The organism is Thalassobacter sp. 16PALIMAR09 (genome assembly GCF_000765485.1).
GTDB classification, from domain to species: Bacteria; Pseudomonadota; Alphaproteobacteria; order Rhodobacterales; family Rhodobacteraceae; genus Thalassobacter; species Thalassobacter stenotrophicus.
Genome location: NZ_JHAK01000005.1, coordinates 134,336 through 156,061 on the forward strand (window position 1 = coordinate 134,336; position 21,726 = coordinate 156,061).

General features: G+C 61.9%; 21 protein-coding genes. 6 read left to right on the top strand and 15 right to left on the bottom strand.

Features of this window, described 5'->3' with window-relative positions:
• Positions 1–17 precede the first annotated feature (17 nt).
• The 4 genes from PM04_RS11760 to PM04_RS17680 form a co-directional block, all read right to left on the bottom strand.
• Complete coding sequence (locus PM04_RS11760; protein ID WP_038006980.1) at positions 18–926, bottom strand: SPOR domain-containing protein; 909 nt, start codon at positions 924–926, stop codon at positions 18–20.
• Between the two features lie 181 nt (positions 927–1,107).
• A complete protein-coding gene (locus PM04_RS18415; protein WP_369793312.1) occupies positions 1,108–1,485 on the bottom strand; it encodes a hypothetical protein in 378 nt (125 codons plus the stop codon).
• Positions 1,454–2,320 (bottom strand): FAD-binding domain-containing protein, encoded by an 867-nt coding sequence (locus tag PM04_RS11765; protein ID WP_369793313.1) that lies wholly within the window; start codon positions 2,318–2,320, stop codon positions 1,454–1,456. The genes PM04_RS18415 and PM04_RS11765 overlap by 32 nt, the downstream gene beginning before the upstream one ends.
• 36 nt (positions 2,321–2,356) lie before the next feature.
• Positions 2,357–3,133: a metalloregulator ArsR/SmtB family transcription factor gene (locus tag PM04_RS17680; protein ID WP_081946076.1), complete on the bottom strand. Its 777-nt coding sequence runs from the start codon at positions 3,131–3,133 to the stop codon at positions 2,357–2,359.
• A gap of 193 nt (positions 3,134–3,326) precedes the next feature.
• Here PM04_RS17680 and PM04_RS11780 point away from each other — a divergent pair, with 193 nt between their 5' ends.
• Together PM04_RS11780 and clpX are read left to right on the top strand one after the other, a co-directional pair.
• The gene (locus PM04_RS11780; RefSeq protein WP_038006983.1) at positions 3,327–3,953 is read left to right on the top strand and encodes an ATP-dependent Clp protease proteolytic subunit; all 627 of its coding nucleotides are present in this window, start codon (positions 3,327–3,329) and stop codon (positions 3,951–3,953) included.
• A 164-nt stretch (positions 3,954–4,117) separates the two neighbouring features.
• Positions 4,118–5,377 carry an ATP-dependent Clp protease ATP-binding subunit ClpX gene (clpX, locus tag PM04_RS11785; RefSeq protein ID WP_038006985.1) on the top strand — a complete coding sequence of 420 codons (1,260 nt, stop codon included), beginning with the start codon at positions 4,118–4,120 and terminating at the stop codon, positions 5,375–5,377.
• 140 nt (positions 5,378–5,517) lie between these two features.
• On the opposite strand, the gene PM04_RS11790 is transcribed toward clpX, so the two are convergent.
• From PM04_RS11790 to deoC, 7 genes are all read right to left on the bottom strand, one after another.
• Positions 5,518–7,101: an ABC transporter ATP-binding protein gene (locus tag PM04_RS11790; RefSeq protein WP_234702869.1), complete on the bottom strand. Its 1,584-nt coding sequence runs from the start codon at positions 7,099–7,101 to the stop codon at positions 5,518–5,520.
• On the bottom strand, positions 7,098–7,913 hold the full coding sequence (locus tag PM04_RS11795) for an ABC transporter permease (RefSeq protein ID WP_038006987.1): 816 nt from the start codon (positions 7,911–7,913) through the stop codon (positions 7,098–7,100). The genes PM04_RS11790 and PM04_RS11795 overlap by 4 nt, the downstream gene beginning before the upstream one ends.
• Complete coding sequence (locus PM04_RS11800; protein ID WP_038006990.1) at positions 7,910–8,854, bottom strand: ABC transporter permease; 945 nt, start codon at positions 8,852–8,854, stop codon at positions 7,910–7,912. The genes PM04_RS11795 and PM04_RS11800 overlap by 4 nt, the downstream gene beginning before the upstream one ends.
• A gap of 85 nt (positions 8,855–8,939) precedes the next feature.
• Positions 8,940–10,412, bottom strand: coding sequence for an ABC transporter substrate-binding protein (locus PM04_RS11805; RefSeq protein ID WP_038006993.1), 1,473 nt, complete (start codon positions 10,410–10,412; stop codon positions 8,940–8,942).
• Positions 10,413–10,579: 167 nt separating this feature from the next.
• The gene (locus PM04_RS11810; RefSeq protein WP_038006995.1) at positions 10,580–11,566 is read right to left on the bottom strand and encodes an NADPH:quinone reductase; all 987 of its coding nucleotides are present in this window, start codon (positions 11,564–11,566) and stop codon (positions 10,580–10,582) included.
• 11 nt (positions 11,567–11,577) lie between these two features.
• Positions 11,578–13,905: an aldehyde dehydrogenase family protein gene (locus PM04_RS11815; RefSeq protein ID WP_038006998.1), complete on the bottom strand. Its 2,328-nt coding sequence runs from the start codon at positions 13,903–13,905 to the stop codon at positions 11,578–11,580.
• 15 nt (positions 13,906–13,920) lie between these two features.
• Positions 13,921–14,925: a deoxyribose-phosphate aldolase gene (gene deoC, locus PM04_RS11820; protein ID WP_038007000.1), complete on the bottom strand. Its 1,005-nt coding sequence runs from the start codon at positions 14,923–14,925 to the stop codon at positions 13,921–13,923.
• A 184-nt stretch (positions 14,926–15,109) separates the two neighbouring features.
• Between deoC and rpe the strand changes: the two genes are divergently transcribed.
• Positions 15,110–15,832: a ribulose-phosphate 3-epimerase gene (gene rpe / locus PM04_RS11825; protein ID WP_081946077.1), complete on the top strand. Its 723-nt coding sequence runs from the start codon at positions 15,110–15,112 to the stop codon at positions 15,830–15,832.
• On the opposite strand, the gene PM04_RS11830 is transcribed toward rpe, so the two are convergent.
• The 4 genes from PM04_RS11830 to PM04_RS11845 all read right to left on the bottom strand — a co-directional run bounded on the left by PM04_RS11830 (position 15,829) and on the right by PM04_RS11845 (position 19,007).
• Entirely contained in the window at positions 15,829–16,155 is a 327-nt protein-coding gene (locus tag PM04_RS11830) for a hypothetical protein (RefSeq protein ID WP_038007003.1), read from the bottom strand. The genes rpe and PM04_RS11830 overlap by 4 nt on opposite strands.
• A gap of 91 nt (positions 16,156–16,246) precedes the next feature.
• Positions 16,247–16,909 carry a GntR family transcriptional regulator gene (locus PM04_RS11835; protein ID WP_038007006.1) on the bottom strand — a complete coding sequence of 221 codons (663 nt, stop codon included), beginning with the start codon at positions 16,907–16,909 and terminating at the stop codon, positions 16,247–16,249.
• Complete coding sequence (locus tag PM04_RS11840) at positions 16,906–17,934, bottom strand: Gfo/Idh/MocA family protein (RefSeq protein ID WP_038007009.1); 1,029 nt, start codon at positions 17,932–17,934, stop codon at positions 16,906–16,908. Before PM04_RS11840 ends, PM04_RS11835 begins: the two co-directional genes overlap by 4 nt.
• On the bottom strand, positions 17,931–19,007 hold the full coding sequence (locus PM04_RS11845; protein ID WP_038007011.1) for an isocitrate/isopropylmalate dehydrogenase family protein: 1,077 nt from the start codon (positions 19,005–19,007) through the stop codon (positions 17,931–17,933). The genes PM04_RS11840 and PM04_RS11845 overlap by 4 nt, the downstream gene beginning before the upstream one ends.
• Positions 19,008–19,100: 93 nt before the next feature.
• Between PM04_RS11845 and PM04_RS11850 the strand changes: the two genes are divergently transcribed.
• The 3 genes from PM04_RS11850 to PM04_RS11860 all read left to right on the top strand — a co-directional run bounded on the left by PM04_RS11850 (position 19,101) and on the right by PM04_RS11860 (position 21,660).
• Positions 19,101–19,406 carry a putative quinol monooxygenase gene (locus tag PM04_RS11850; protein ID WP_038007014.1) on the top strand — a complete coding sequence of 102 codons (306 nt, stop codon included), beginning with the start codon at positions 19,101–19,103 and terminating at the stop codon, positions 19,404–19,406.
• On the top strand, positions 19,403–20,242 hold the full coding sequence (locus PM04_RS11855) for an N-acyl homoserine lactonase family protein (RefSeq protein WP_038007016.1): 840 nt from the start codon (positions 19,403–19,405) through the stop codon (positions 20,240–20,242). The genes PM04_RS11850 and PM04_RS11855 overlap by 4 nt, the downstream gene beginning before the upstream one ends.
• Before the next feature lie 365 nt (positions 20,243–20,607).
• Positions 20,608–21,660: a TRAP transporter substrate-binding protein gene (locus PM04_RS11860; protein WP_038007018.1), complete on the top strand. Its 1,053-nt coding sequence runs from the start codon at positions 20,608–20,610 to the stop codon at positions 21,658–21,660.
• Positions 21,661–21,726 lie beyond the last annotated feature (66 nt).

The following is a 21,726-nucleotide window of genomic DNA, read 5'->3' on the forward strand; positions in this document are numbered from 1 at the left end:
CAGATCAGGGCGTCGGATCAGTTGGTAACGGGGTAGGTATCCTCAAAACCGAGGTTTTTGATCGTGCCCAGCACCGCCGCGCGATCCGCGCTTGTGCTTGCGGGGCCCACGACAACACGCCAAAACGCTTTGCCCGCGCTTTCTTGGGCCAACACGGTGGGCACTATACCCGCTCCGCGCAGAGCTGTCGCGGTGTTGCGTGCGTTTTGTTCGATGGAAAAGATCCCGACCTGCAAAAATGGCTTGGTCAGAGCGGTTTGGCCTGCCGCGGGCGTGGTGGTCACGGTCGCCGCCTCGGTCGCGGTTGGGCGCGGGGCGGGCACACCGGCGGCCACTGATGCGGCCTCGGCACGGTCCAACGCGGCTGCGGCGGCGGCGATGGGGTCGTCCAGCGATGTGGCTTCAATGGCGTCAACCGGCGCGGCTTCGCCCGTCGTGTCTGCGGCGAGTGTAATGGCGGCGGGATCAGGCATCTCTTCACGGCGCAGGGCGATCACGCTGACTTCGGTCGGGGCACCCGCCAAAATCCCAAGGGCCGCCGCCGCGTCTGAGCTGAGCTGCATGGGCGGACCGGGATTGGTGCGTTCCCGGCGGAACAACGCGCCGATCACAAACTTGTCGTTCGTCGTGTTGCGAATAATCACACGCTCAGGGTCGGTCACGTTTGGCGCCGCAATCCAAACCCCACCAAGGGACGGACGCCCATCCCATAGGCCGGGATCAGTGCGGTCGTAGACCTCGGGGGCCTCAACGTCGCGCTCGATCATCGCAACGCTTTGTGCCGCTTCAGGCGTCGTATCCTCTGCACCGCTGCCAAAGCTACTCGTGATGGAATTGAGCATCTCACCGGGCTGGCACGCAGACACCAAAAGCGCCAACGCGCTCACGCCCAAATACCGCGAAAAATTCGATCGACTGCTGCTCATCCTGTCACCCTTGCTTATTGGGGTTTGCGCGCCTCGGTGCGGTGCTCTTATTGGCGGCCGTCACATGCTATGGGCAAACCCTAGCCGAGGCTGTCCCGCATGGGAAGCCTTGGGGCGGGCCTGTGTGCCGGTTTTCGCGCAGATGTGACCCGGATGGCGGGCGTGATGGATGACGTAGCGTTTAGGCGCTGTGACGTGCAGGGGTTTGAAGGGTGGCCAGCAGGTCAGGGATGCGGGCTTTGAACTTGAAGAAACCAGCCGTTGCGTGGGGCAGGGCCGCGGCATCCCAAGGGCGCATTATCCGGCGCAGCGGCAATCGCGTGGCACCGGCCACGGCGTCCAGCCCGGTGCGGCCGGGTCCGGTGGGGGTGTAGGGCGCAACCAGTTGCTCAACCGCGTGTGCTTTTGCCCAATCTGCTGCGTCCTCGGGGGTGTGAACGATGGTGAAGCCGCCCACACGATCCCCCCAACGCGTGGCGCAGTCCTGTGCTAAGGATGACGTGAAATCAATAACCTGCGGTGCGACGTTAAATGGTGACCGCCGCGTTGTGTTCAGCAAGATCAGCCCCGCAACCGGACGCACCCCCCCCCTCAAGCAAAAAGCCGGGTGAAAGGTCATCTTCTGTCAGGATCAGCCCGGTGGGGAGGCTAGTGTCCACACTATCAGAGCCCGAAACTGGCAGCGGCTTGGGGTGTTCCGGATGGCCGAGGGGCTGGACCTCATGGGCTGGGGCCAGTTGCCCTGCCGGGTTGAACCGCCCGTCGGTATACTTGGCGATGTTATCGGGCCGCGCGGCATATGTTTTGCCCACGGTTTGCAGGCCGCCGACCCACCGCCATGACAGCGTGTTGGACGCTGGATCCCCATCCAACAAATGCCGCATAAAGAAATCGGCACCTAACGCCCAAGGCAGGTTCAGGGTGAACATCCAGATAGACGCAAACCACATCCGCGCATGGTTGTGCAGGTACCCGGTTTCTACCAATTCTTTCGCCCAATGGTCGAAACAGGCGATCCCGGTTTCACCCGCGCAGGCGTCTTGCCATGCCTGCCGCAGCCCCGATTGTGTGGCCAACTGGTTCTGCGCGGCCTTCACCTCTGCCTCATAGGCCGTCCAAACCGAAGGCCGCCGATCCAGCCAAGCCTTCCAATAGCTGCGCCAGCACACCTCTTGCAGGTACTTTTCGGCCGTCGACGGTGAAAAGCGCCCCAAGACAGCCTGCGCGATCTCAGCCTCCGACACCACGCGGTGGCGGACGTAAGGCGAAAGGACCGACACATGGGGGTGACCGGGCAGATCGTGGTTGCGCAGGCGTGCGTAGTCGCTGCCAGTTTTTGGAACGAAATGGGCGAGGCGCTCTAACGCGGCGGTGCGGGTCGGTTCAAATGACATAGCGCGCATCTAGGGGGCGCGCGCCGACTGACAAGCCTAGAAATTCGACAGGGCCGCATGGGCGGCGGCCGTAAAGCGGGTGCCCAACACATGCTCCCACACGTGGGAATAGGCATCCCGCGCAGCTTCGGCCTCAACTCCCAGTGTGTCCCAACCGCCATGGGTTAGCTGCATCCGGGTGCCACGCCCTGCAGCCTCAAATTGCAGGCTGACCGTGGTGGCCTCCGCATCCGGGCGGCCCATCCGCCACCGCAGGCTCAGTCCTTGGGGGGCATCCCACGCGGTCACGTCGGCCCAGCAGCCCACTTCGCCTGCGATTGTGGTCTCTTCGATGCGCCCATCGGGGCCGCCGTGAAACACTAACGCCATCGGCAGGCTGCCGTCCGTATCCGCGGAAAGGGAGTGTTTGGCGACGGGCCACCACAGGGCGATATCGTCGGTAAACAATGCAAATGCCTCAGCCGGGGTGAGCCGCACGTCATAGGCTTGGGTGATCGGGGGTGTCGCACCTTCGTCTGGGGCCTCGTCCGCTTGGACCAGGCTGGCGGTTGCGTCGGCGCGCAGCGCTTCCAGCCAGCTTTGCAGCGGCGCGATCCCCGTGGGGTCCAAGGCGTAGAGGCTCCGAGTGCCGTGCTTTTCCAGTGTCACAAGGCCCGCTCCCAGCATCACCTTTAGGTGCTGCGACACGGCGGGGCGCGACACGGGCAGGGGTTCGGCGATTTGTGCCACGCTTTGTGGGCGGTCGCGCATTTGGTCCAGAATTGCGCGGCGGGTCGGGTCCGCCAGCGCGGTCAGTGCATTTTCGTAAGCCATGGCTAACGTTAAGCCGCGAGGCCCCTGTGGACAAGAGGTTTGTTAACAAAGCGGTAACCACTTTTCAGTAGACCAGCAGGAATGTGCGACGGAACTAGCGAGGAGGCCTTGCAGCCCCCGATGTGCAGACCTAAGCTAATGGGGACTCCGGGCCATTCCGCCCGCAGCCCGAGCATATATCCGAGGCACTCCAATGCATGATCCCGTTGATTATTTCACAAACAACCTCGTCCCCATGGTGGTGGAGCAAACCAGCCGTGGCGAACGCGCATATGACATTTTTTCGCGTCTCCTGAAGGAACGCATTATCTTCGTAAATGGCCCCGTACATGATGGCATGAGTCAGCTTGTCGTGGCCCAGCTTTTGCACCTTGAGGCGGAAAATCCGTCCAAGGAAATCTCGATGTACATTAATAGCCCCGGCGGCGTCGTGACCTCGGGTCTGTCGATCTATGACACGATGCAATACATCCGCCCGGCTGTGTCCACATTGGTCGTCGGCCAAGCGGCCTCGATGGGGTCGGTCCTGTCGGTCGCGGGCGAAAAAGGCATGCGCTTCTCGCTGCCAAACTCGCGGATCATGGTGCACCAACCTTCCGGTGGGTACCAAGGTCAGGCCACGGATATCATGATCCACGCCGCCGAGACGCAAAAAATCAAAGAGCAGCTTTACAAGATCTACGTCGATCACACCGGCAACGATTATGACACCGTGTATCAGGCGCTAGAGCGTGATAATTTCATGTCGCCCCAAGAGGCAAAGGACTGGGGTCACATCGATGAGATCGTCACCAGCCGCGCCGTCAAGGACGCTGACTAATTCCTTTGGCCGCGGGGCGAATTCTCGCGGCTTTTGACATTGTGGATAGCGGCGCGCTGCCATAAGCTATCCAAAGATGAGCCGAGCGACAGGTGCGCGTGTCGCTCGGATTAGGTCCCCTCCATGCTCAAAAACGGGCACGGGGACATCCGATGAGGTGCGAAATGGCGAATAATTCCGGCGACAGCAAAAACACCCTATATTGTAGTTTTTGTGGCAAAAGCCAGCATGAGGTGCGCAAGCTCATTGCGGGCCCGACCGTGTTCATCTGTGATGAATGCGTCGAGTTGTGCATGGACATCATCCGTGAGGAAACAAAGGCGACGGGCCTGAAATCCTCGGACGGGGTACCCACGCCGATGGACATCTGCAAGGTGCTGGATGACTACGTGATCGGGCAGGCACATGCGAAACGCGTGCTCTCGGTGGCGGTGCATAACCACTACAAACGCCTCAACCACGCCTCAAAGTCCGACATTGAGCTGGCCAAATCCAACATCATGCTGATCGGCCCCACGGGTTGCGGCAAAACGCTCCTGGCTCAGACGCTGGCGCGCATCCTTGATGTGCCGTTCACGATGGCTGACGCCACGACCCTGACCGAAGCCGGCTACGTCGGTGAAGATGTCGAAAACATCATCCTCAAACTGCTTCAGGCGTCTGAGTATAATGTGGAGCGTGCGCAGCGCGGCATCGTCTATATCGACGAAGTCGACAAGATCACGCGCAAGTCCGACAACCCCTCCATCACGCGGGATGTATCGGGTGAGGGCGTGCAACAAGCTCTGTTGAAGATCATGGAAGGCACCGTCGCCTCCGTCCCGCCCCAAGGTGGGCGCAAACATCCGCAGCAGGAATTCCTGCAAGTGGACACAACGAACATCCTGTTCATCTGTGGCGGCGCCTTCGCGGGCCTCGACAAGATCATCGCACAACGCGGCAAAGGCTCGGCTATGGGCTTCGGCGCAGACGTCCGTGACGAAAGCGACAAGGGCGTTGGTGACTTTTTCAAAGATCTTGAGCCCGAAGACCTGCTCAAGTTCGGCCTGATCCCAGAATTCGTAGGTCGCTTGCCAGTGATCGCTACGCTTGAGGATCTCGACGAAGACGCCTTGGTGACCATTCTCACAGCGCCCAAAAATGCGCTTGTCAAACAATACCAACGTTTGTTTGAGCTTGAGGACGTGTCCCTTACCTTTACCGACGACGCGCTAACGGCAATCGCCAAACGCGCGATTGAGCGTAAAACCGGTGCACGGGGTCTGCGCTCCATCATGGAGGACATCTTGCTCGACACGATGTTCGACCTGCCGGGCCAAGATGACGTCGAAGAAGTGGTCGTAAACGAAGAAGCCGTCGGCCGCACCAAACCGCCTCTTCTCATCTACGCCGAAAAGAAAAAAGAAGAAGCCAGCGCGAGCTGATCCCCTTCACCAGATCCACCAAAAAAGCGCGCCCCTATCCGGCGCGCTTTTTCCTTTGTTCCTGAAATACTCTGGGGGAGGCCCAACGGGCCGGGGGCAAAGCCCCCTGAAGCATCTCATGCGCGAAAGCGCACAATGCTCTAGACCAAAGACCCACCCACATGCCCAGCAAGCCATGCCTCAGGGATCACCGGCGCCGCGTTGATCAGCGCGGCGGTGTATGCGGCTTGTGGATTGACAAAGACCTCCTGGGTCGCCCCTTCCTCCACGATACGACCAGCCTGCATCACCATCACGCGGTCAGTAATCGCGCGCACAACGCTCAGATCGTGACTGATAAACACATAACTCAGCCCAAGCCGCTTCTGCAGGTCGCTCAACACATCCAAAACCTGCGCACGCACCCGTACATCTAATGCCGACACCGCCTCATCGAGGATCAAAACTTGGGGCCGTGTAATCAACGCGCGCGCAATCGCAATGCGCTGCCGCTGCCCGCCCGAAAACGCATGGGGGTATTTGTGCGCATCACCTGCCGCCAGACCAACGGCCTCAAGTGCTGCAATCACTTGCGCCTCCGCATCCGTAGGCCGTCCCGTCAAATGAAACGGCTCCGCCACCAAGTCAGCCACGCGCCAGCGGGGATTGAAACTGCCGTATGGGTCCTGAAACACGACCTGCTGTGCGGCGCGCGCCGCAGTCGGCATGTCCGGGCCGACAGGTGTGCCAAGTAACGAAACCCGCCCCGCGTCCGCAGGCTCTAGCCCCAACAAAACGCGCGTCAGCGTCGATTTTCCACATCCGCTTTCGCCCACCAACCCAAGGCTCTCGCCTGCGTGAAGCGTGAAGCTGACCCCATCAACGGCCCGTGTCGCCCCATAATGGCGGGCAACATCGTGGGCCTCCAACACAGGGGCACCAACAGTACTGGGCGCCACACGTGCCGCAGGGCGGGAGGCCGCCAAAAGCGCGCGAGTGTAGGGGTGGCGCATCGTCCGAAACAGCGCTTCGGTGGTATCGCTCTCAACGATCCGGCCGGATTTCATCACCGCCACACGGTCCGCCATACCCGCGACAACGCCCAGATCATGGGTGATGAGCAACAGCGCCATCCCCTCGTCCCGCACCAAGTCGCGCAGCAAATCGAGGATTTGCGCCTGCGTGGTGACATCCAGCGCCGTCGTCGGCTCATCCGCGATCAGCAGTTTTGGGCGTAGCGCAATGGCCAAGGCGATGCATACGCGCTGCCGCTGCCCTCCCGATAGTTCATGCGGGTACCGGTCCAACCCAATATGGCTCAACCCGACCCGGTCCAATCGATCCCGCGCAATCGCGCGCGCCTCGGCCCGGCTGGCGCGCCGGTGCAAGCGGACGGTTTCTGCGACTTGGGCCCCGATGGTATGCACCGGGTTCAGCGCGGTCATCGGCTCTTGGAAAATCATCCCAATGTCTCGGCCTCGCATCTCGCAGAGCGCGCGCTCGGGCAGGGCGGTCAGGTCAGCTCCTTCTAGCCGAACGGCACCGCGCATGTTGCTGCCATCCGGAAGCAGCCCCATGATTGCAAGGGCCGTCAATGACTTGCCCGACCCGCTTTCGCCCACCAACCCCATGACCTCGCCCGGCGCGATATCAAACGACACCTCCCGCAACAGGTCCGTGCCCTGGATCGCAACGCTCAATCCATCAATCGTCAGCAATGAGGAGCAGGGGGCCAACGCGCTCACATCCCCGCCTTCCGCAGCCGCGGGTCAAGCGCATCGCGCAACCCGTCGCCCATCAAATTCAGCCCCAAAACCATCAGCACAATCGCCATGCCGGGCAGAATGGCCAACTGCGGCTCGGTATAAATCATGGTCTGCGCATCCGCGAGCATCCGCCCCCAACTCGCCGTCGGCGGCTGCGCGCCCAACCCCACATAGGACAGCGCGGCTTCGGCCAAAATACCCAACGAAAACTGTATCGTTCCCTGCACGATCAGTAGGTTGGCGATGTTGGGCAGGATGTGTTCCGCGCTGATCCGCGCCCGCCCTTTGCCGGCAACCCGCGCGGCAAGGATATAATCCAACGTCCACAACGGCAGCGCGCCGCCCCGGGCGACACGCGCAAAGACGGGGATGTTAAAGATGCCAATCGCCAAGATTGCGTTCACCGCTGATGCGCTAAACACAGCCGTGATCAAGATGGCGATGACCAACGACGGAAAGGCAAACACCAGGTCGTTGCCGCGCATGATTGCCTCATCCAGCCATGTCCCGCGATAGGCAGCCGCCGCCAATCCAAGGGGCACGCCAAATACAATCCCGATGCCCACCGCAACCAAGGCCACCGCGATTGAGGTCCGCGCCCCGGCCATCAACATCGCCACCATGTCGCGCCCAAAATGATCCGTGCCCAACCAATGGCTGGCGCTTGGGGGGTGCAACCGACCCGCGATATCCAGCACCGTGATGTCATACGGCAGCCACAGCAATGACACCGCAGCCAAGCTGACAAACACTGCGCTCAGCACCGCCCCAATGACCAACGACACTCTCATCTGCGCCGCAACCGCGGGTCAGCGAACGTATAGGCGAGGTCCACAAGAAAGGTCACCAAGATGACCGCAAACACCAACAGCATGGTCACCGATTGCACAACGATCAGGTCGCGCTGGGTGATCCCCTGAAAAATCAACCGCCCCAAACCGGGCAAAAAGAACACGTTTTCAATGATGATCGCCCCCGCCAACAGGAATGAAAACTGCAGGCCCAAAATGGTCAATACCGGGATCATCGCATTGCGCAACGCATGGCGCACAACGGTGGCACGGCGCGACAGGCCCTTGGCCCGGGCGGTCCGGATGTAGTCTTGGTCCAACGTGTCCAACAAGGCGGATCGCAACACCCGCGCAAGGATCGACGCCTGCGGCAGGGCCAAAGCAATCGCGGGCAATAATAGGGCACGCACCCCAGGCCAAAGCCCCGCGTCCCATCCCGGAAATCCTCCGGCTGAAACCCAGCGCAACTTCACTGCAAACACCAACACCAATATCATCGCGAACCAGAAATTGGGCACGGCAATGCCCAACTGCGTACCCCCCATGATCCCCCAATCCGCGGCACCCCCACGCCGCGCTGCCGCGATCAACCCCACAGGGATCGCGATCACAGTCGACAACACCAAGGCCATCACCGCCAGCGGGGCTGACACCACTATCCGCTCAGATACCAACTCCGCCACAGGCACGCGGTAGGTATAGGAGGTTCCAAAATCGCCCCCCAACATGCCACTGATCCACGCCAAATAGCGCACAGCCAACGGCCCCTCTAACCCTAACTCTGCGCGCAACGCCGCGACCGCGTCCTCACTTGCATTCATGCCCAACATGAACGCCGCCGGATCCCCCGGCACCGCCTGCAACATCACAAAAATCACAACGCTCGCTGCAATCAATGCCAGCAACAAAGACAGGGCCCGCCGCCCCGATGCCCGGATCATCGCAGCACTCTCACCGCTGGCCCACAACGCGCACCGCCCAAGGTCTTTGGTTCACAAATATCCCCGCCGGAGGCGCAGTCTCGCCTCACGGACCCGCGCGCCAGCTCACCCCTGTCAGGTCATTGGCTTGGGTGGGCGCATTCTGCCAAAGCCCTTCGATCCGGCTATCCGCCACACCGGTTTTTGCCAGCTGGAACAGGTAGCCATTCACGTAGTCCGCCGCGATCATTTTTTGCGCGTCCTGCAACAATGCTGTGCGCGCGTCCGGAGCCGAAGTGATGCCAAGCGTCTCCATCAACTGCTGAAAACCGGCGTTATCGTACTGAAAGTAATAATCCGGACGGGCATAGATATTTATGTCGGCAGGTTCTGTATGGCTCACGATTGTCAGGTCAAAATCCTTGCCGCGAAACACCTGCTCCAACCACTGAGCCCATTCCATATTGGTGATGTCAGTCGCAATCCCGACGGCGCGCAATTGGCTCGCGATGATCTCACCCCCGCGCCGCGCGTAGGATGGGGGCGGCAGCGCCATACGCAGGCGCAGGTCCGTGGCCCCGGCCTCTGCCAACAGCGCGCGCGCCATGTCCGGATCATGGGCCGAACCGCCCGTCAGGTCCACGTAATCTGGGTTATGCGGCGCAAAATGCGTGCCGATGGGCGTGCCATATCCAAACATCGCACCGTCGATAATCGCTTGGCGATCAATCGCGTGACTGATCGCTTTACGCACCCGCACATCTTTCAAATTGGCGTTGTTCATCGCGAGGATCGTCTCCCCCTCGGTCGAGCCAACGATGACCGAGAACCGCGGATCGGCATCAAAATTCGCCAACGTTTCGGGCGCAGGAAACACCGGGAACGCATTTACGTCGCCCGCCATCATCGCCGCAAACGCCGCATTCGGGTCTGAGATAAACTTGAACGTCGCACGCGTCAGTGCCGGGGCCGCGCCCCAATAGCCGTCAAATCGTTCCAACGTGACGCTGTCGCCCTTGGCCCACTCCACAAATCGGAACGGCCCGGTGCCCACAGGCTGCGTCGCGTTGGTGGCCACGCTCTCGGGGGCCACGATCACCGCATCCCCCCACGCCATGTTGAACGCAAAATTGCCATTGGGCGCGTCCAGCGTAATGACGACCGTGCTCCCATCCGGCGCACTCACGTCTGCGATCCCCGCAAACAGCGCCTTTTGCGCGTTGGTGCTGTCCTCGGCCCGCGCCCGGTTGAGCGAGAACACAACATCCGCACTGTCCATCGCGGTGCCGTCGTGGAACACGACTCCGGGACGCAGGTCAAAGGTCCATGTTAGCCCGTCCTCTGACACGCTCCAGCTTTGGGCCAGTCCGGGCACAACCGCCCCATCTGAGGCGAACCGCGTCAGCCCCTCAAACAGGTTGGCGTAGGTCACCTCATCAATGGCCGCCGCCGCGCCGCCCGTCGGGTCAAGGTTCGGCGGCTCCAACTGCATCCCTATGATGATGCTGTCCTGCGCGGCCCACGCGCCGGATGCCATCAATGCAAATGCTGCCACGGACATCTTGAGGGTCTGGGTCATGAGGTGTCTCCCGATTGGTTAACGGGAGTTTATGCGATGCGCCTTATGTGCCGCAAGCCGCTCTCGCAGAACCGCGACATGTGGTCAGTCCCCGCGCAGTCCCGGCTCGGCGGGCGCGCGGGCCAAAACGCGCGTGTTACCGCGCAAAACGACGGTCCATCCACGGCTCACATGCGCAGCAATACGGATCCCGCACGGTTTCCGTTCGCCACGGCGTCGTGGGCCTCAGCACAGGCCTCAAGGGGCAGGACCTCGGCAATGCGCGGGGTCAGCGTGCCGGCCTCAAGCAGGGTGTTCACATGGCCGATGGCTTGGGCGCGTTGGGTTGACGTCAGCAAGTAGATCAACGCCAATTCCAAGGTCACGGCTTTGAACATCAACGGATAAAAGGGCAGGGTCGGTGTCATCTCTTGGGCTGAGCCATAGGCTACGATCCGCCCGTTCTCTGCGATGACGGCGGTGTTCCTCGCGAGATTTTTGCCGAATTCAACCTCAACGATCTGCTCAACCGGTGCGCCGTCATTCGCGGCGATGATCTGCTCGGCCAGATCAGGCGCGGTATAATCCAGCACCGTATCGGCCCCGGCGGCGCGCGCGGCATCCATGCCCGCGCCGCGGGCCGTCGCGATTACCCGCGCGCCCGATTGCACCGCAATTTGCACCGCCAAATGTCCGACCGTGCCCGCGCCGCCCGAAATCAGCAGCGTTTTACCCGCAACAGGGCCGTTGCCCAGCACCACATGCGCCGCCGTCATCGCAGGAATGCCCAGTGTGGCGCCCTGCTCAAAACTGATGGCGTCGGCCAAGGGGACGGCTTGGGCGGCGGGCAGGGCGATGTAGTCGGCGGCGGTACCAAATGCGCGTTGCCACTGACCGTTCCAGACCCAGACACGCTGACCGACGCGCGCGGTGTCCACGCCTTCGCCCACAGCCTCAATCACGCCCGCGCCGTCGGAATGGGGGATGATGGTGGGAAAGGGCGGCTTGGTCACACCGGGCCGTCCGCCCGCACGCGCCTTGACGTCCGACGGGTTCACGCCTGAGGTATGCAACCGCACCAACACCTCGCCGGGGGCGGGATCCGGGGTGGGCACATCGGCCAAGATCAAAACATCGGATGCCGGGCCAAACCGGTCATAAGTCATCGCGCGCATGGTATTTTTCCTTATTCGCCGTAGGGCACCCAGATGGTTTTGACCTCTGTGGCAGCCTCTAGGAAGCGGTCCATTTGAGGGGCGGCAAAGTCATGGGCCTGTCCGTAGTTGACCCATGTCCGCTTAAGGTTGCCTGCCGCCTCACACTCAATCACGCCCGAAATATCCGCGCTTGAGAAGGACCAGCACGCATCCACCTCCATGTGGCCAGCCAAGTGCGGGGCCAGTTCCGCGTGCGACCCGGTTAGGATGTTGACCACGCCGCCGGGCACATCGGATGTGTCGAGCACTTGGTAGAAATCCGTCGCCGTCAGGGGCGCGGTTTCGGGCGCCGCCAGCACCAGACGGTTGCCCATAGCCATTGCGGCCCCGACCACGGAAACCATCGCCAACAGAGGGGTTTGTTCGGCGGCAAAGGCCCCGATCACACCGACCGGGCTGGGCATGCCCAAGGCGATCCCACGGATCGGCACACCGGCCGCGCGGCCCTCATACTTGTCGGCCCACGCGGCGCAGGTGAACAACCGGTCAAGGGCCGCCTCGACCTCTGCCGTGCCGTCTTGGCCAGTTTGTGCGTGCAACTGGGCGGCAAATTCATCGGCTCGGGCCGACAGGTTTTCGGCCATATAATACAAGATTTGCGCCCGCAGATGGCCGCTCGTTTTGCTCCAGCCGCTGGCCTTTGCGGCGGCTTCTACGGCGTTGCGGATGTCTTTGCGGTTGGCCTCGGCCACTTCGCCCAGACAGGCGCCCTTGGGGCCAAACACGCCGCGCACATAGCCGCCGTCAGGCCGTGCCTGTTTGCCGCCGATATACAACTTTGGCGTCCGGTCGAGGGGGCCTGCCGCAGCCATCTCACCAGTAGGGATGTGCAGCGCGGGCAGCTTTTTCGCATCCCCCACGGGCTTAGTATACGCGCGCAAGCCGGCCCAGCCGCCCTCCCGGCCAAAACCGCTTTCCTTTGTGCCTCCAAAGCCCGCGGCGGCGTCCATCAGGTTGGTGGCATTCACCCAAATGATGCCCGCCTCCAGCTTGGGTGCCAAATCCAGCGCGAGGTTCACGTTCTCGGTCCAGAGCGACGCGGCCAACCCGTAGCGCGTGTTGTTGGCCAATTGTACCGCTTCAACCGGGGTACGGAACGTGGTGGACACCAACACAGGGCCAAAGATTTCCTCCTGCATCAAGGGGTCGGATGAATGCAGCCCCGTGATCAGGGTGGGCGGATAAAAGGCTCCGGTTTGCGGCACGGGGCCGGCCTGATAGACCTCGCCTTCGGTCTGTTCGACCAAACCCGCAACCCGCGCGCAATCTGACGCCGCGATCAAGGATCCGACATCAATGCACTTGTCCAACGGATCGCCCACGCGCAACCCGTCCATGCGGGCCTTCAGCTTGTCATGGAACCTGTCCGCAATCGCTTCATGCACCAACAGGCGCGCGCCCGCACAGCACACTTGCCCACCGTTAAACCAGATCGCATCGACCAAGCCCTCGACGGCCGAGTCGATGTCCGCGTCGTCGAACACAATGTAGGGGGACTTGCCGCCCAACTCTAACGTCAGGGCCTTGCCGGTGCCTGCGGTGGCCTCTCGGATGGCGCGGCCCACGGTGGTCGATCCGGTAAATGCGATTTTGTCTACATCCGGGTGTGCGACAAGCGCGGCTCCCGTTGTCCCATCGCCGGTGACTATGTTCAAAACGCCCTTGGGCAGCCCGGCAGCTTGCGCCAACTCTGCAAACATCAGCGCGGTCAGGGGGGTCTGCTCTGCGGGTTTGAGGACAACCGTGTTGCCCATAGCCAAAGCTGGCGCGACCTTCCACGCCAGCATCAACAGCGGAAAGTTCCACGGAATGATCTGGCCGCAGACGCCGATCGCCTCACGTCCGGGCAGGTTTTCGGCCATCAGCTGGGCCATCCCTGCGTGATAGTAAAAATGCCGCGCCACAAGCGGAAGGTCGATATCGCGGCTTTCGCGGATGGGTTTGCCGGTATCGAGCGTTTCAAGCACCGAAAGCGCGCGGGCGTGTTTTTGCACCTGCCGAGCCAGCGCATACAGATGCCGCGCGCGCTGATGCCCGGATAGGGCGGCCCATTCGGGCTGAGCGCGGCGGGCCGCTTTGACGGCTGCATCCACGTCCGCAGCCGTGCCTTGGCTGACCTCGGCAAGGACCTCGCCGGTGGCGGGGTTGTGGGTTTTGAACCCGTCGCCCATCACCTGCGCTCCGTCAATGACATGACCAAAGGGGGCCTTGGCAGCCAGCCACGCGCGCACCTCTCCGTCCGCCTCAGGGGCGGGGCCGTATTCCAAAGTTGCAAAGATATCAGCGACGTCTGTCATGGTCTTCATCCAAAATTAGCCCATCGGGTGGCGGTGGCTGGCGGAATAACGCCCGGTGACGTGGTGCTCTAGCTGCCGCTCAATGTCATTCAAAAGCGACGAGGCGCCGAACCGGAACAGGTCCGGTTGCACCCAGCGCGGCCCCAATTCATCGCGGATCATGGCCATATAGACCAAGGCGTCCTTCGCCTTGGAAATCCCGCCTGCGGGTTTGTAGCCGACCTTGTGCCCGGTGCGATCCGCATAGTCCCGGATCGCGCGCAGCATCACCAGCGTGACGGGCAGGGTCGCGTTCACGGGCTCCTTCCCGGTGGAGGTTTTGATGAAATCCGCACCCGCCATCATGCACACCAACGACGCCCGCGCCACGTTGCGCAGGCTGCCCAATTCGCCCGTCGCAAGGATCGCTTTGACGTGGGCATCGCCACAGGCCGCGCGATAGGCGCACATCTCATCATAAAGGGCCTGCCAATCGCCGGTCAGCACATGACGCCGAGAGATCACGATGTCTATCTCGGCGGCACCGGCCGCGACGCTGGCCTCAATTTCCGCAATGCGCGTGTGAAATGGTGACAAGCCCGCCGGAAAGCCCGTGGAAACGGCCGCCACCGGAATGCCGGTGCCCTGCAACGCATCGACGGCTGTCGCCACCATCTCATGATACACGCAGATCGCGCCGGTGGTCAGGGGCGGCAGGCCGAGGGCCGTGTTCAGATCGGCGCGCAAGGGCTGACGGCCCTTGGCACACAGCCGCCGCACCCGGCTCGGCGTATCATCGCCCGACAGCGTGGTTAGGTCGATCAACGTGATCGCCTTGGCCAGCCACGCGGCTTGATAGGCCTTTTTGACGGACCGACGCCCGGGCAGCGTGGCGCAGCGGCGTTCAATCGCAGAAGTGTTGGCCTGCGCACGCGCGACCCAATCAAGGTCCAGCGGCATGCCGGGATTGCGCGGCAAGGTAACCTGCGGCAGCTGTGGGGCGGTGCCGGTGGGGGCGGGCGCGTGTGTTTGCGTCTGCATGGCGGGCCTTTGACGATGAAATGAACCGGCCAAAAGCGTCGCATGGGTCCGGAGGACATGCAACCTGTGACGTGGGGCCTATGGTTGTGCGTGCTCCCGAACCGGCCACATCACTTGCACTGCGCCCACCCCTCGGTCTAGAGGGGGCGCAACCGACCCGAGCACCCCCTCAGGAGCCTTCGCCATGACCACCCCCTCTGCCACGCCCAAACCGATCATCCCCTTCGACCGCACGACCAAAATCGCGCCATCGATCCTTGCGGCTGATTTCGCTAATTTCGGTGCGGAATGCGCCGCCGTTGAGGCGCAGGGCGCCGATTGGATCCACGTTGATGTCATGGACGGCCACTTTGTGCCCAACATCACCTTTGGCCCCGCCACCTGTGCTGCGATCCGCCCGCACATCAAAACGGTGATGGACGTGCACCTGATGATTGCGCCCGTAGATCCCTACATCGAAGCCTTTGCCGAGGCGGGCGCCGACATCCTGACCGCCCACGTTGAGGCAGGCCCCCACATTCACCGCACGCTGCAAGCGATCCGCGGCGCGGGCGTCAAAGCGGGCATCGCCCTGAACCCCGCCACCCCCGCAAGCGCGGTCGAATACTTGTTGGACATGGTCGATCTGGTCTGTGTGATGACGGTAAACCCCGGCTTTGGTGGGCAAAAATTCATCCACTCACAGATTGAGAAAACCCGCCAGTTGCGCGCCATGATCGGCGATCGCCCGATCCATATCGAGATCGACGGCGGCATCACCCCCGAAACGGCCCCGTTGATGACGGCGGCAGGGGCCGATGTGCTGGTCGCGGGTTCTGCGGTGTTTAAGGGCGGGTCGGTCGCCAACCCCGCACCTTACGGCGATAACATCCGCGCAATCCGCGCAGCCGCTGACGCTGTGGCCTAATCCCGCGCTGCGGGAAACGCGCCCTCACCGGCGGCCCATAACTGGCCCAATGCGGCCACATCGGGGGCGTCGGTGCCAAGGCGCGCGGCGTCCCGTGCCACTTCGGCGGCAAGGGCGCGGGCGCGGTTGGCTTGATCCGTCGGGTGGCCTTCGTGCTCAAACATTTCCTCTATGGCGTCTGCGGCGGCACTGAACGCGGCACTTAGCTGTGATGCGGGCAGGGCAGGGAAATTCTGCACAAGCCGCACCCCAAGGGTGCCGCGCCCCGCCAAGTCCTCATGCATGGCCTCGATGATAAACTCGACAACGTGGTCGATTGTCATGATACGCCTGTGTGCCGTTTCAATAGGCTACGGGTCTACACGCCAAACGCTAAGCAAAGCATAACACCAGCGGTGGCAGGCGCGTTTGCGCCTATACCCGCGATGTGCCGTGGTCGCGGATCAGTTCCGTCAGCAGGGTGCGGGCGGCGTTCAAATGCGTGCCGTGCAACTGTTGCGCAGTGGCCGCATCGCCCGCTTCAATGGCCGCTAGAACCGCCGCATGACAGTCAAGTGAGGCCGTCGGTAAGGGCCGATGATGCATCGTGGCCAAGCGCGCGCGACGCACCCGGTCGGTATAGCGATCAAAGATCGTGACCAACTCAGGGTTGCCCGATAATTCGACCAAGGCGCGGTGAAAATCCTCATCCGCGCTGGCCCACGTGCCCATGTCCCGCACGCTGAGCGCGTAGCGCATATTGCCAACGGCGCGCTGCAATTGCGCCAATTCACCAAACGCATGGGGGTGTCGGGCAGCGACCCGGCCCACAGCCACGATTTCCAGTGCCGTGAGGACCTCATAGATATGAGCCATGTCCTCAACAGATATGCTCGCGATGGTGATGCCGTGGCGGGGGCGGACCGTGACCAATCCGGCTGTTTGCAACCGCATCGCGGCCTCTCGGACGGGGGTGCGTGATAGGCCAAGGTGAGCGGCCAACTCGGCTTCGGTAAAACGCGTACCCGGCAGCATCCGGCCCGAAAAGATCTGCTCGCGCAGGGTGGTTTCGGCCAAATCGGTCAAGGTCTCGGTCATAGCGTCACTTTCCGCCCTTCGGCATCAGAGGCATAGCACGCCGCTTCCATCCGCAGCACCTCAAGGTAGTCTTGGGCGGTGTTTTCCAGCGTCGTGCCGGTCGTCAAGGCATCGCGGACGTGCAGTTGCAATGCACGCACGCAATCTCCCGCAAATCCGGGCCAGTCGCGCCCCTCTAACAGGCACTCCGCCTGCGCGCCACGGGTGCCAAAGCGGCGCAGATGCACCGCGCCGTCGCCCGTCAGGTGCAGGCTGGCTTGTGTGCCCTCGATCAAGGCCTCGCCAAAGGTGCGGCGCGGGCTGTCGGTGTCAAAATCAAGCAAGCGGTTGCCGTCTAGTACCGCGCGCGCGCCGCCCTGCCAGCCAAGGACAACATGGCCCGCATCTTCGCCCGCGATCGAGGGGTTGAGGCGGCGCAGATCGGCATAAACGCTTTGCGCAGGCCCCATCAGATAGCGGAACGTGTCCAGATAATGCACGCCGGTTTCATGGATCAAAAGCCGGGGCATCGTCTGAAAATAGGGTTGGCGGTCCATATAAGCGTCTGGGCCTTGGCCATCGCCTGTACGCAGCCGAAACGTCAGGTTCAAAACCTCGCCCAATTGCCCTGCATCTATCGCGGCTTTAACCGTGCGAAACCACGGCTGAAACCGAAAGTTTTCATGGATAATCAACGGAACACCGGCGGTTTGCGCAGCTTCCGCAAGGGCTCTGGCCTCCTCCAACGAGGTGGCAAAGGGTTTTTGGCAGATCACCGCACGGGGGCGTGCGGCCAGCGCCTGTGTGACCGCTGTATGGTGGCTGGGCGGGGGGGTAATTATGTCGATGATATCGGGGCTTGTGGCCGCGATCATAGTGGCCAGATCGGCAAAACCCTGCGCGCCGTGGGTGTTGGCCGCGGCTTGTGCACGGGCAGGGTCCTGATCGGCGACGCCGACCAGTGTGCAGCCCTCCATGCTGGCCCATGCCGCGTGGTGGTGTTGGGCGAAATACCCCGCACCCAGACATGCAACGCGCAGGGTCATAGTGCTGCGGCGACGGCGTCTGCGGCGGCCTCGGTCCCGCAGGTGCCGCCCAAATCGCGGGTGACATTGCGGCCCTCGGCCACCACTGCATCCACGGCGGCGCGCAGGCGGGCACCATCCGCGCGCAGGGCGGGCGCGTCGTGGGTATCGGCCAGCCAATCCAGCATCATCGCCGCTGACAGGATCATCGCAAAGGGGTTTGCAACCCCTCGGCCCGCGATATCGGGGGCGGAGCCGTGGCAGGGTTGGAACACCGCGTGCTGTTCACCGATGTCCGCGGACGGCGCAAGGCCAAGCCCCCCCATCAGGCCCGCGCCCAAGTCCGACAGGATGTCGCCGAACATGTTTTCCGTCACCATAACGTCGAAAATCCAAGGCCGGTCCACCATCCACAATGCGGTCGCATCCACATATGCGTGGTCTGCGCCCAGATCCGGGTGCTGGGCCATTTCCGCATCGAAAATCTCACGGAAGAAGGCGAAGGCGCGGAAAACGTTGGCTTTATCAACGCATGTGACATGGCCCGCGTGGCCTGCGGCCTTGCGCGTTGTGGCCAGCCGGGCGGCAAAGCGCATCAGTTTTTCCGAGGTCGCGCGGGTGATGCGCAGGGTTTCTTCGGCGTAATCCTGCGTGACGTGGCCGGTGCCTTGGGTGTGGAACAGGCCTTCGGTGCTTTCGCGGATCAGGACGAAATCAACGGTTTGCCCGCCCTCAAGCCGCAGGGGCGTGGGCGTGCCCGGCGTGATGCGCACGGGCCGTACGCCTGCAAACAGGTCAAACCGTTTGCGTAGGTCAATCTGGGGCGAAATCTCGGTCCCGTCGGGATAGCGCACATCGGGCAGACCCATCGCGGACAGCAGGATCGCGTCGGCGGCACCAGCGGCCTCAAGCGAGGCGGCGGGTAGGCTATCCCCGGTGCGCGCGTAGTGAGCGGCACCGGCGGGGCAGGGCACAAACCGGAGGCCGTAGCCGCCCGCTTGCGCGAGGCCCTCAAGCAGGCGCACAGTGGGGGCCATGATCTCGGGGCCAATGCCGTCACCTTCAAAAACGGCGATCTCAAAATTGGATTTCATGGGGCCTCACGTGCTGTGCCAGATTAGGCATTGATTGAACCGACAATGTATACATTAATGTATACATTAATCCAGACCCGGAAAGAGACACATATGTTCGCTGTCGTCGTTACGTTCGAAATCAAACCAGAGGCCGTCGCGGCCTTCACCGACTTGGTGTGCCATAACGCCGAGACATCGGAGCTGTTGGAACCCGGGTGCCACCAGTTTGACGTGTGTACGGATCCGGGCCGCCCGAATGAGGTGATGCTGTATGAGCTGTATTCCGATGCGGCCAGCTTTGATGCCCACCGCGCGTCGCCGCATTACCATGTGTTCACGGCAGCGATTGAGGACATGGTGCGGCAAAAGACAGTGCAGACCTATGTGAATGTCCGTCAAGGCGGGGCGGAGGCATGACGACGGGCGAAAGCGGCACGTGGGAGGTCCTGGCCGTCAAATACGCGGAGCGGAACGCCCGGACCCGTGCTGACAGCTTTTTGTTCGATGACGCCCACGATACCCCGCATGAGATGGACTATTATATCTGGGTGCTGCGGCAGGGCGCGCGGGTGATCTTGGTCGATACCGGATATGACGACCCCGAGGCCACGCGCCGGGACCGGCCCATCCAGATCGACCCCCGTACGGCGCTTAGGCCCTTGGGTATTGCGGCAGAGGATGTGACGGAGGTGATCGTCACACACCTGCATTACGACCACGCCGGGGGATTGCACCTGTTTCCCAACGCGAAGCTGCATCTTCAGGCGGCTGAGATGGCTTTTGCGACCGGCCCCTGCATGTGCCACGACGCGCTGCGGATGCCGTTCACTGCCGATCACGTGTGTGAGGCGGTCAAACGGCTGTTCGCGGGGCAGGTGCAGTTTCATGACGGCAGTGCCGAGATCGCCGATGGCGTCCGGTTGCACTGTATCGGGGGGCATTCGAAGGGATTGCAGGCGGTGCAGGTGCGCACGCAGGCGGGGTGGCTGTGTCTCGCGTCGGATGCGGCGCACTATTATGAGAACGTTTTCCGCGGCAAGGTATTCCCGCTGGTCGTGGATGTGGATGACATGTTGGCGGGGTTCGAGACGCTCAAGTCGCTGGTGTCGGCGCCGGGGCTGATTGTGCCGGGTCATGACCCGCTTGTGCGGCAGGTTTTTCCCCGCTGGCGGATGGGCGCGGACATCTGGCGGTTGGATGCGGGTCCGGTCGCGGCGGATGCGGATTGGTTAAACTCTATTACCGATTCGTAAACGTGTGATCGATTCGACCCTATCGCCTAGTGCATAGCCGGTTGTCCCTGATTGCATACCCAGTAACCCGTAGGGTGTGGCGGCTGTTGGGGGCGTAAACCATGCCGTTAGCGAAAACATTATCGGGGTGCTGCAATTGACCCGATAAGTCTGTCGGTCTAAAAGTGCCATGGGGACGGGGTATCAGCGCAATTTTTGCATTGATACTGAGCAATGGGGAGACATTATCCTGCACGATGGCCCGCTAAAGGCGCATTCCACTGTCGTAAGACATATGCGTTAGGTGCGATCGGTCCCTAGTAAACGCCTTGCCAAATCGGTAAGGAAACTTCACCAAAACCTATGTTCCACGGGAGGAACTCAACATGAAACTGAAATCAATCGCGCTGGGCACTGTGACCGCGCTTGCCGTCACCGGCACCGCAGCACAGTCCCAAGAAGTGTTCGAGATGACCACAGCGTTCGGTAAGAACCTGCCAATCCTCGGCACCGGCGCCACCGACTTTGTCGCCAAGATCAACTCGATCTCCACCGAAGTGGAATTTGAGCACTTCGATCCCGGTGAGCTGGTCCCCGCTCTCGAAGCTCTCGACGCTGTATCGTCCGGTTCCGTAGACGCGGCCTACACCACTGCTGGTTACTGGCAGGGTAAAATCCCCGCAGCATCGCTGTTCTCCGCTGTGCCTTTCGGCCCAGAAGCTGGCGAATTCCTTGGCTGGATGCTGTACGACGACGGTCTGGAGCTGTTCCAGCGCATGTACGTCGAAGCTGGCTTTAACGTCCACGTTCTGCCCTGTGGTGTGACCGCACCCGAGACATCCGGCTGGTTCAAGAACGAGATCAACTCGATCTCCGACCTCGAAGGCCTGAACATGCGCTTCTTCGGCCTCGGTGCTGAAGTCATGCAGCGTCTTGGCGTTTCCACATCGCTGCTGGCTGGTGGTGACATCTTCCCCGCGCTGGAGCGTGGCGCGATCGATGCGACCGAATTCTCCATGCCCGTCATCGACGCGCGTCTGGGCTTCTACAACATCGCGAAGTTCAACTACTTCCCCGGTTGGCACCAGCCCGCGACCATCTATGAGCTGATGATCAACCGCGATCGTTGGGAAGACCTCGATGAGATGTCGCAAAACCAGATCGAAATGGCTTGCTTGGCAAACCTGACGACCAACTACGCAGAAGGTGAAGCCACAAACTTCCCCGCCATGGTCGACAACGTTGAGAACCAAGGCGTGACCATCAAACAGTGGTCGCCCGAGATCCTCGAAACATTCGAGGCCACATGGAACGAAGTGGCTGCAGAGCTGGCGTCCGAAGATGCATACTTCAAAGAAGTGTGGGACGATCTGCAAGAGTACCGCGCAGGCTACAAAACCTGGGGCAACTCGATCTACCTGCCGCGCCCACGCAACTAAGTGCGTGGTCCTTTAAGCGCGTGGTAACGCGGGCTTAAGGCCAAAGACCTTGGGCCGGGCGATCCT

What these genes read in the sequence shown, in the direction of transcription:
- PM04_RS17680 (WP_081946076.1), bottom strand. Translation starts at nt 3,133, where the DNA reads ATGGCTTACGAAAATGCACTGACCGCGCTGGCGGACCCGACCCGCCGC.
- rpe (WP_081946077.1), top strand. Translation starts at nt 15,110, where the DNA reads ATGACCACCCCCTCTGCCACGCCCAAACCGATCATCCCCTTCGACCGC.
- PM04_RS11795 (WP_038006987.1), bottom strand. Translation starts at nt 7,913, where the DNA reads ATGAGAGTGTCGTTGGTCATTGGGGCGGTGCTGAGCGCAGTGTTTGTC.
- PM04_RS11845 (WP_038007011.1), bottom strand. Translation starts at nt 19,007, where the DNA reads ATGAAATCCAATTTTGAGATCGCCGTTTTTGAAGGTGACGGCATTGGC.
- PM04_RS11835 (WP_038007006.1), bottom strand. Translation starts at nt 16,909, where the DNA reads ATGACCGAGACCTTGACCGATTTGGCCGAAACCACCCTGCGCGAGCAG.
- PM04_RS11810 (WP_038006995.1), bottom strand. Translation starts at nt 11,566, where the DNA reads ATGCGCGCGATGACTTATGACCGGTTTGGCCCGGCATCCGATGTTTTG.
- PM04_RS11765 (WP_369793313.1), bottom strand. Translation starts at nt 2,320, where the DNA reads ATGTCATTTGAACCGACCCGCACCGCCGCGTTAGAGCGCCTCGCCCAT.
- PM04_RS11780 (WP_038006983.1), top strand. Translation starts at nt 3,327, where the DNA reads ATGCATGATCCCGTTGATTATTTCACAAACAACCTCGTCCCCATGGTG.
- clpX (WP_038006985.1), top strand. Translation starts at nt 4,118, where the DNA reads ATGGCGAATAATTCCGGCGACAGCAAAAACACCCTATATTGTAGTTTT.
- PM04_RS11815 (WP_038006998.1), bottom strand. Translation starts at nt 13,905, where the DNA reads ATGACAGACGTCGCTGATATCTTTGCAACTTTGGAATACGGCCCCGCC.
- PM04_RS11805 (WP_038006993.1), bottom strand. Translation starts at nt 10,412, where the DNA reads ATGACCCAGACCCTCAAGATGTCCGTGGCAGCATTTGCATTGATGGCA.
- PM04_RS11800 (WP_038006990.1), bottom strand. Translation starts at nt 8,854, where the DNA reads ATGATCCGGGCATCGGGGCGGCGGGCCCTGTCTTTGTTGCTGGCATTG.
- PM04_RS11760 (WP_038006980.1), bottom strand. Translation starts at nt 926, where the DNA reads ATGAGCAGCAGTCGATCGAATTTTTCGCGGTATTTGGGCGTGAGCGCG.
- PM04_RS11830 (WP_038007003.1), bottom strand. Translation starts at nt 16,155, where the DNA reads ATGACAATCGACCACGTTGTCGAGTTTATCATCGAGGCCATGCATGAG.
- PM04_RS11850 (WP_038007014.1), top strand. Translation starts at nt 19,101, where the DNA reads ATGTTCGCTGTCGTCGTTACGTTCGAAATCAAACCAGAGGCCGTCGCG.
- PM04_RS11860 (WP_038007018.1), top strand. Translation starts at nt 20,608, where the DNA reads ATGAAACTGAAATCAATCGCGCTGGGCACTGTGACCGCGCTTGCCGTC.
- deoC (WP_038007000.1), bottom strand. Translation starts at nt 14,925, where the DNA reads ATGCAGACGCAAACACACGCGCCCGCCCCCACCGGCACCGCCCCACAG.
- PM04_RS11840 (WP_038007009.1), bottom strand. Translation starts at nt 17,934, where the DNA reads ATGACCCTGCGCGTTGCATGTCTGGGTGCGGGGTATTTCGCCCAACAC.
- PM04_RS11855 (WP_038007016.1), top strand. Translation starts at nt 19,403, where the DNA reads ATGACGACGGGCGAAAGCGGCACGTGGGAGGTCCTGGCCGTCAAATAC.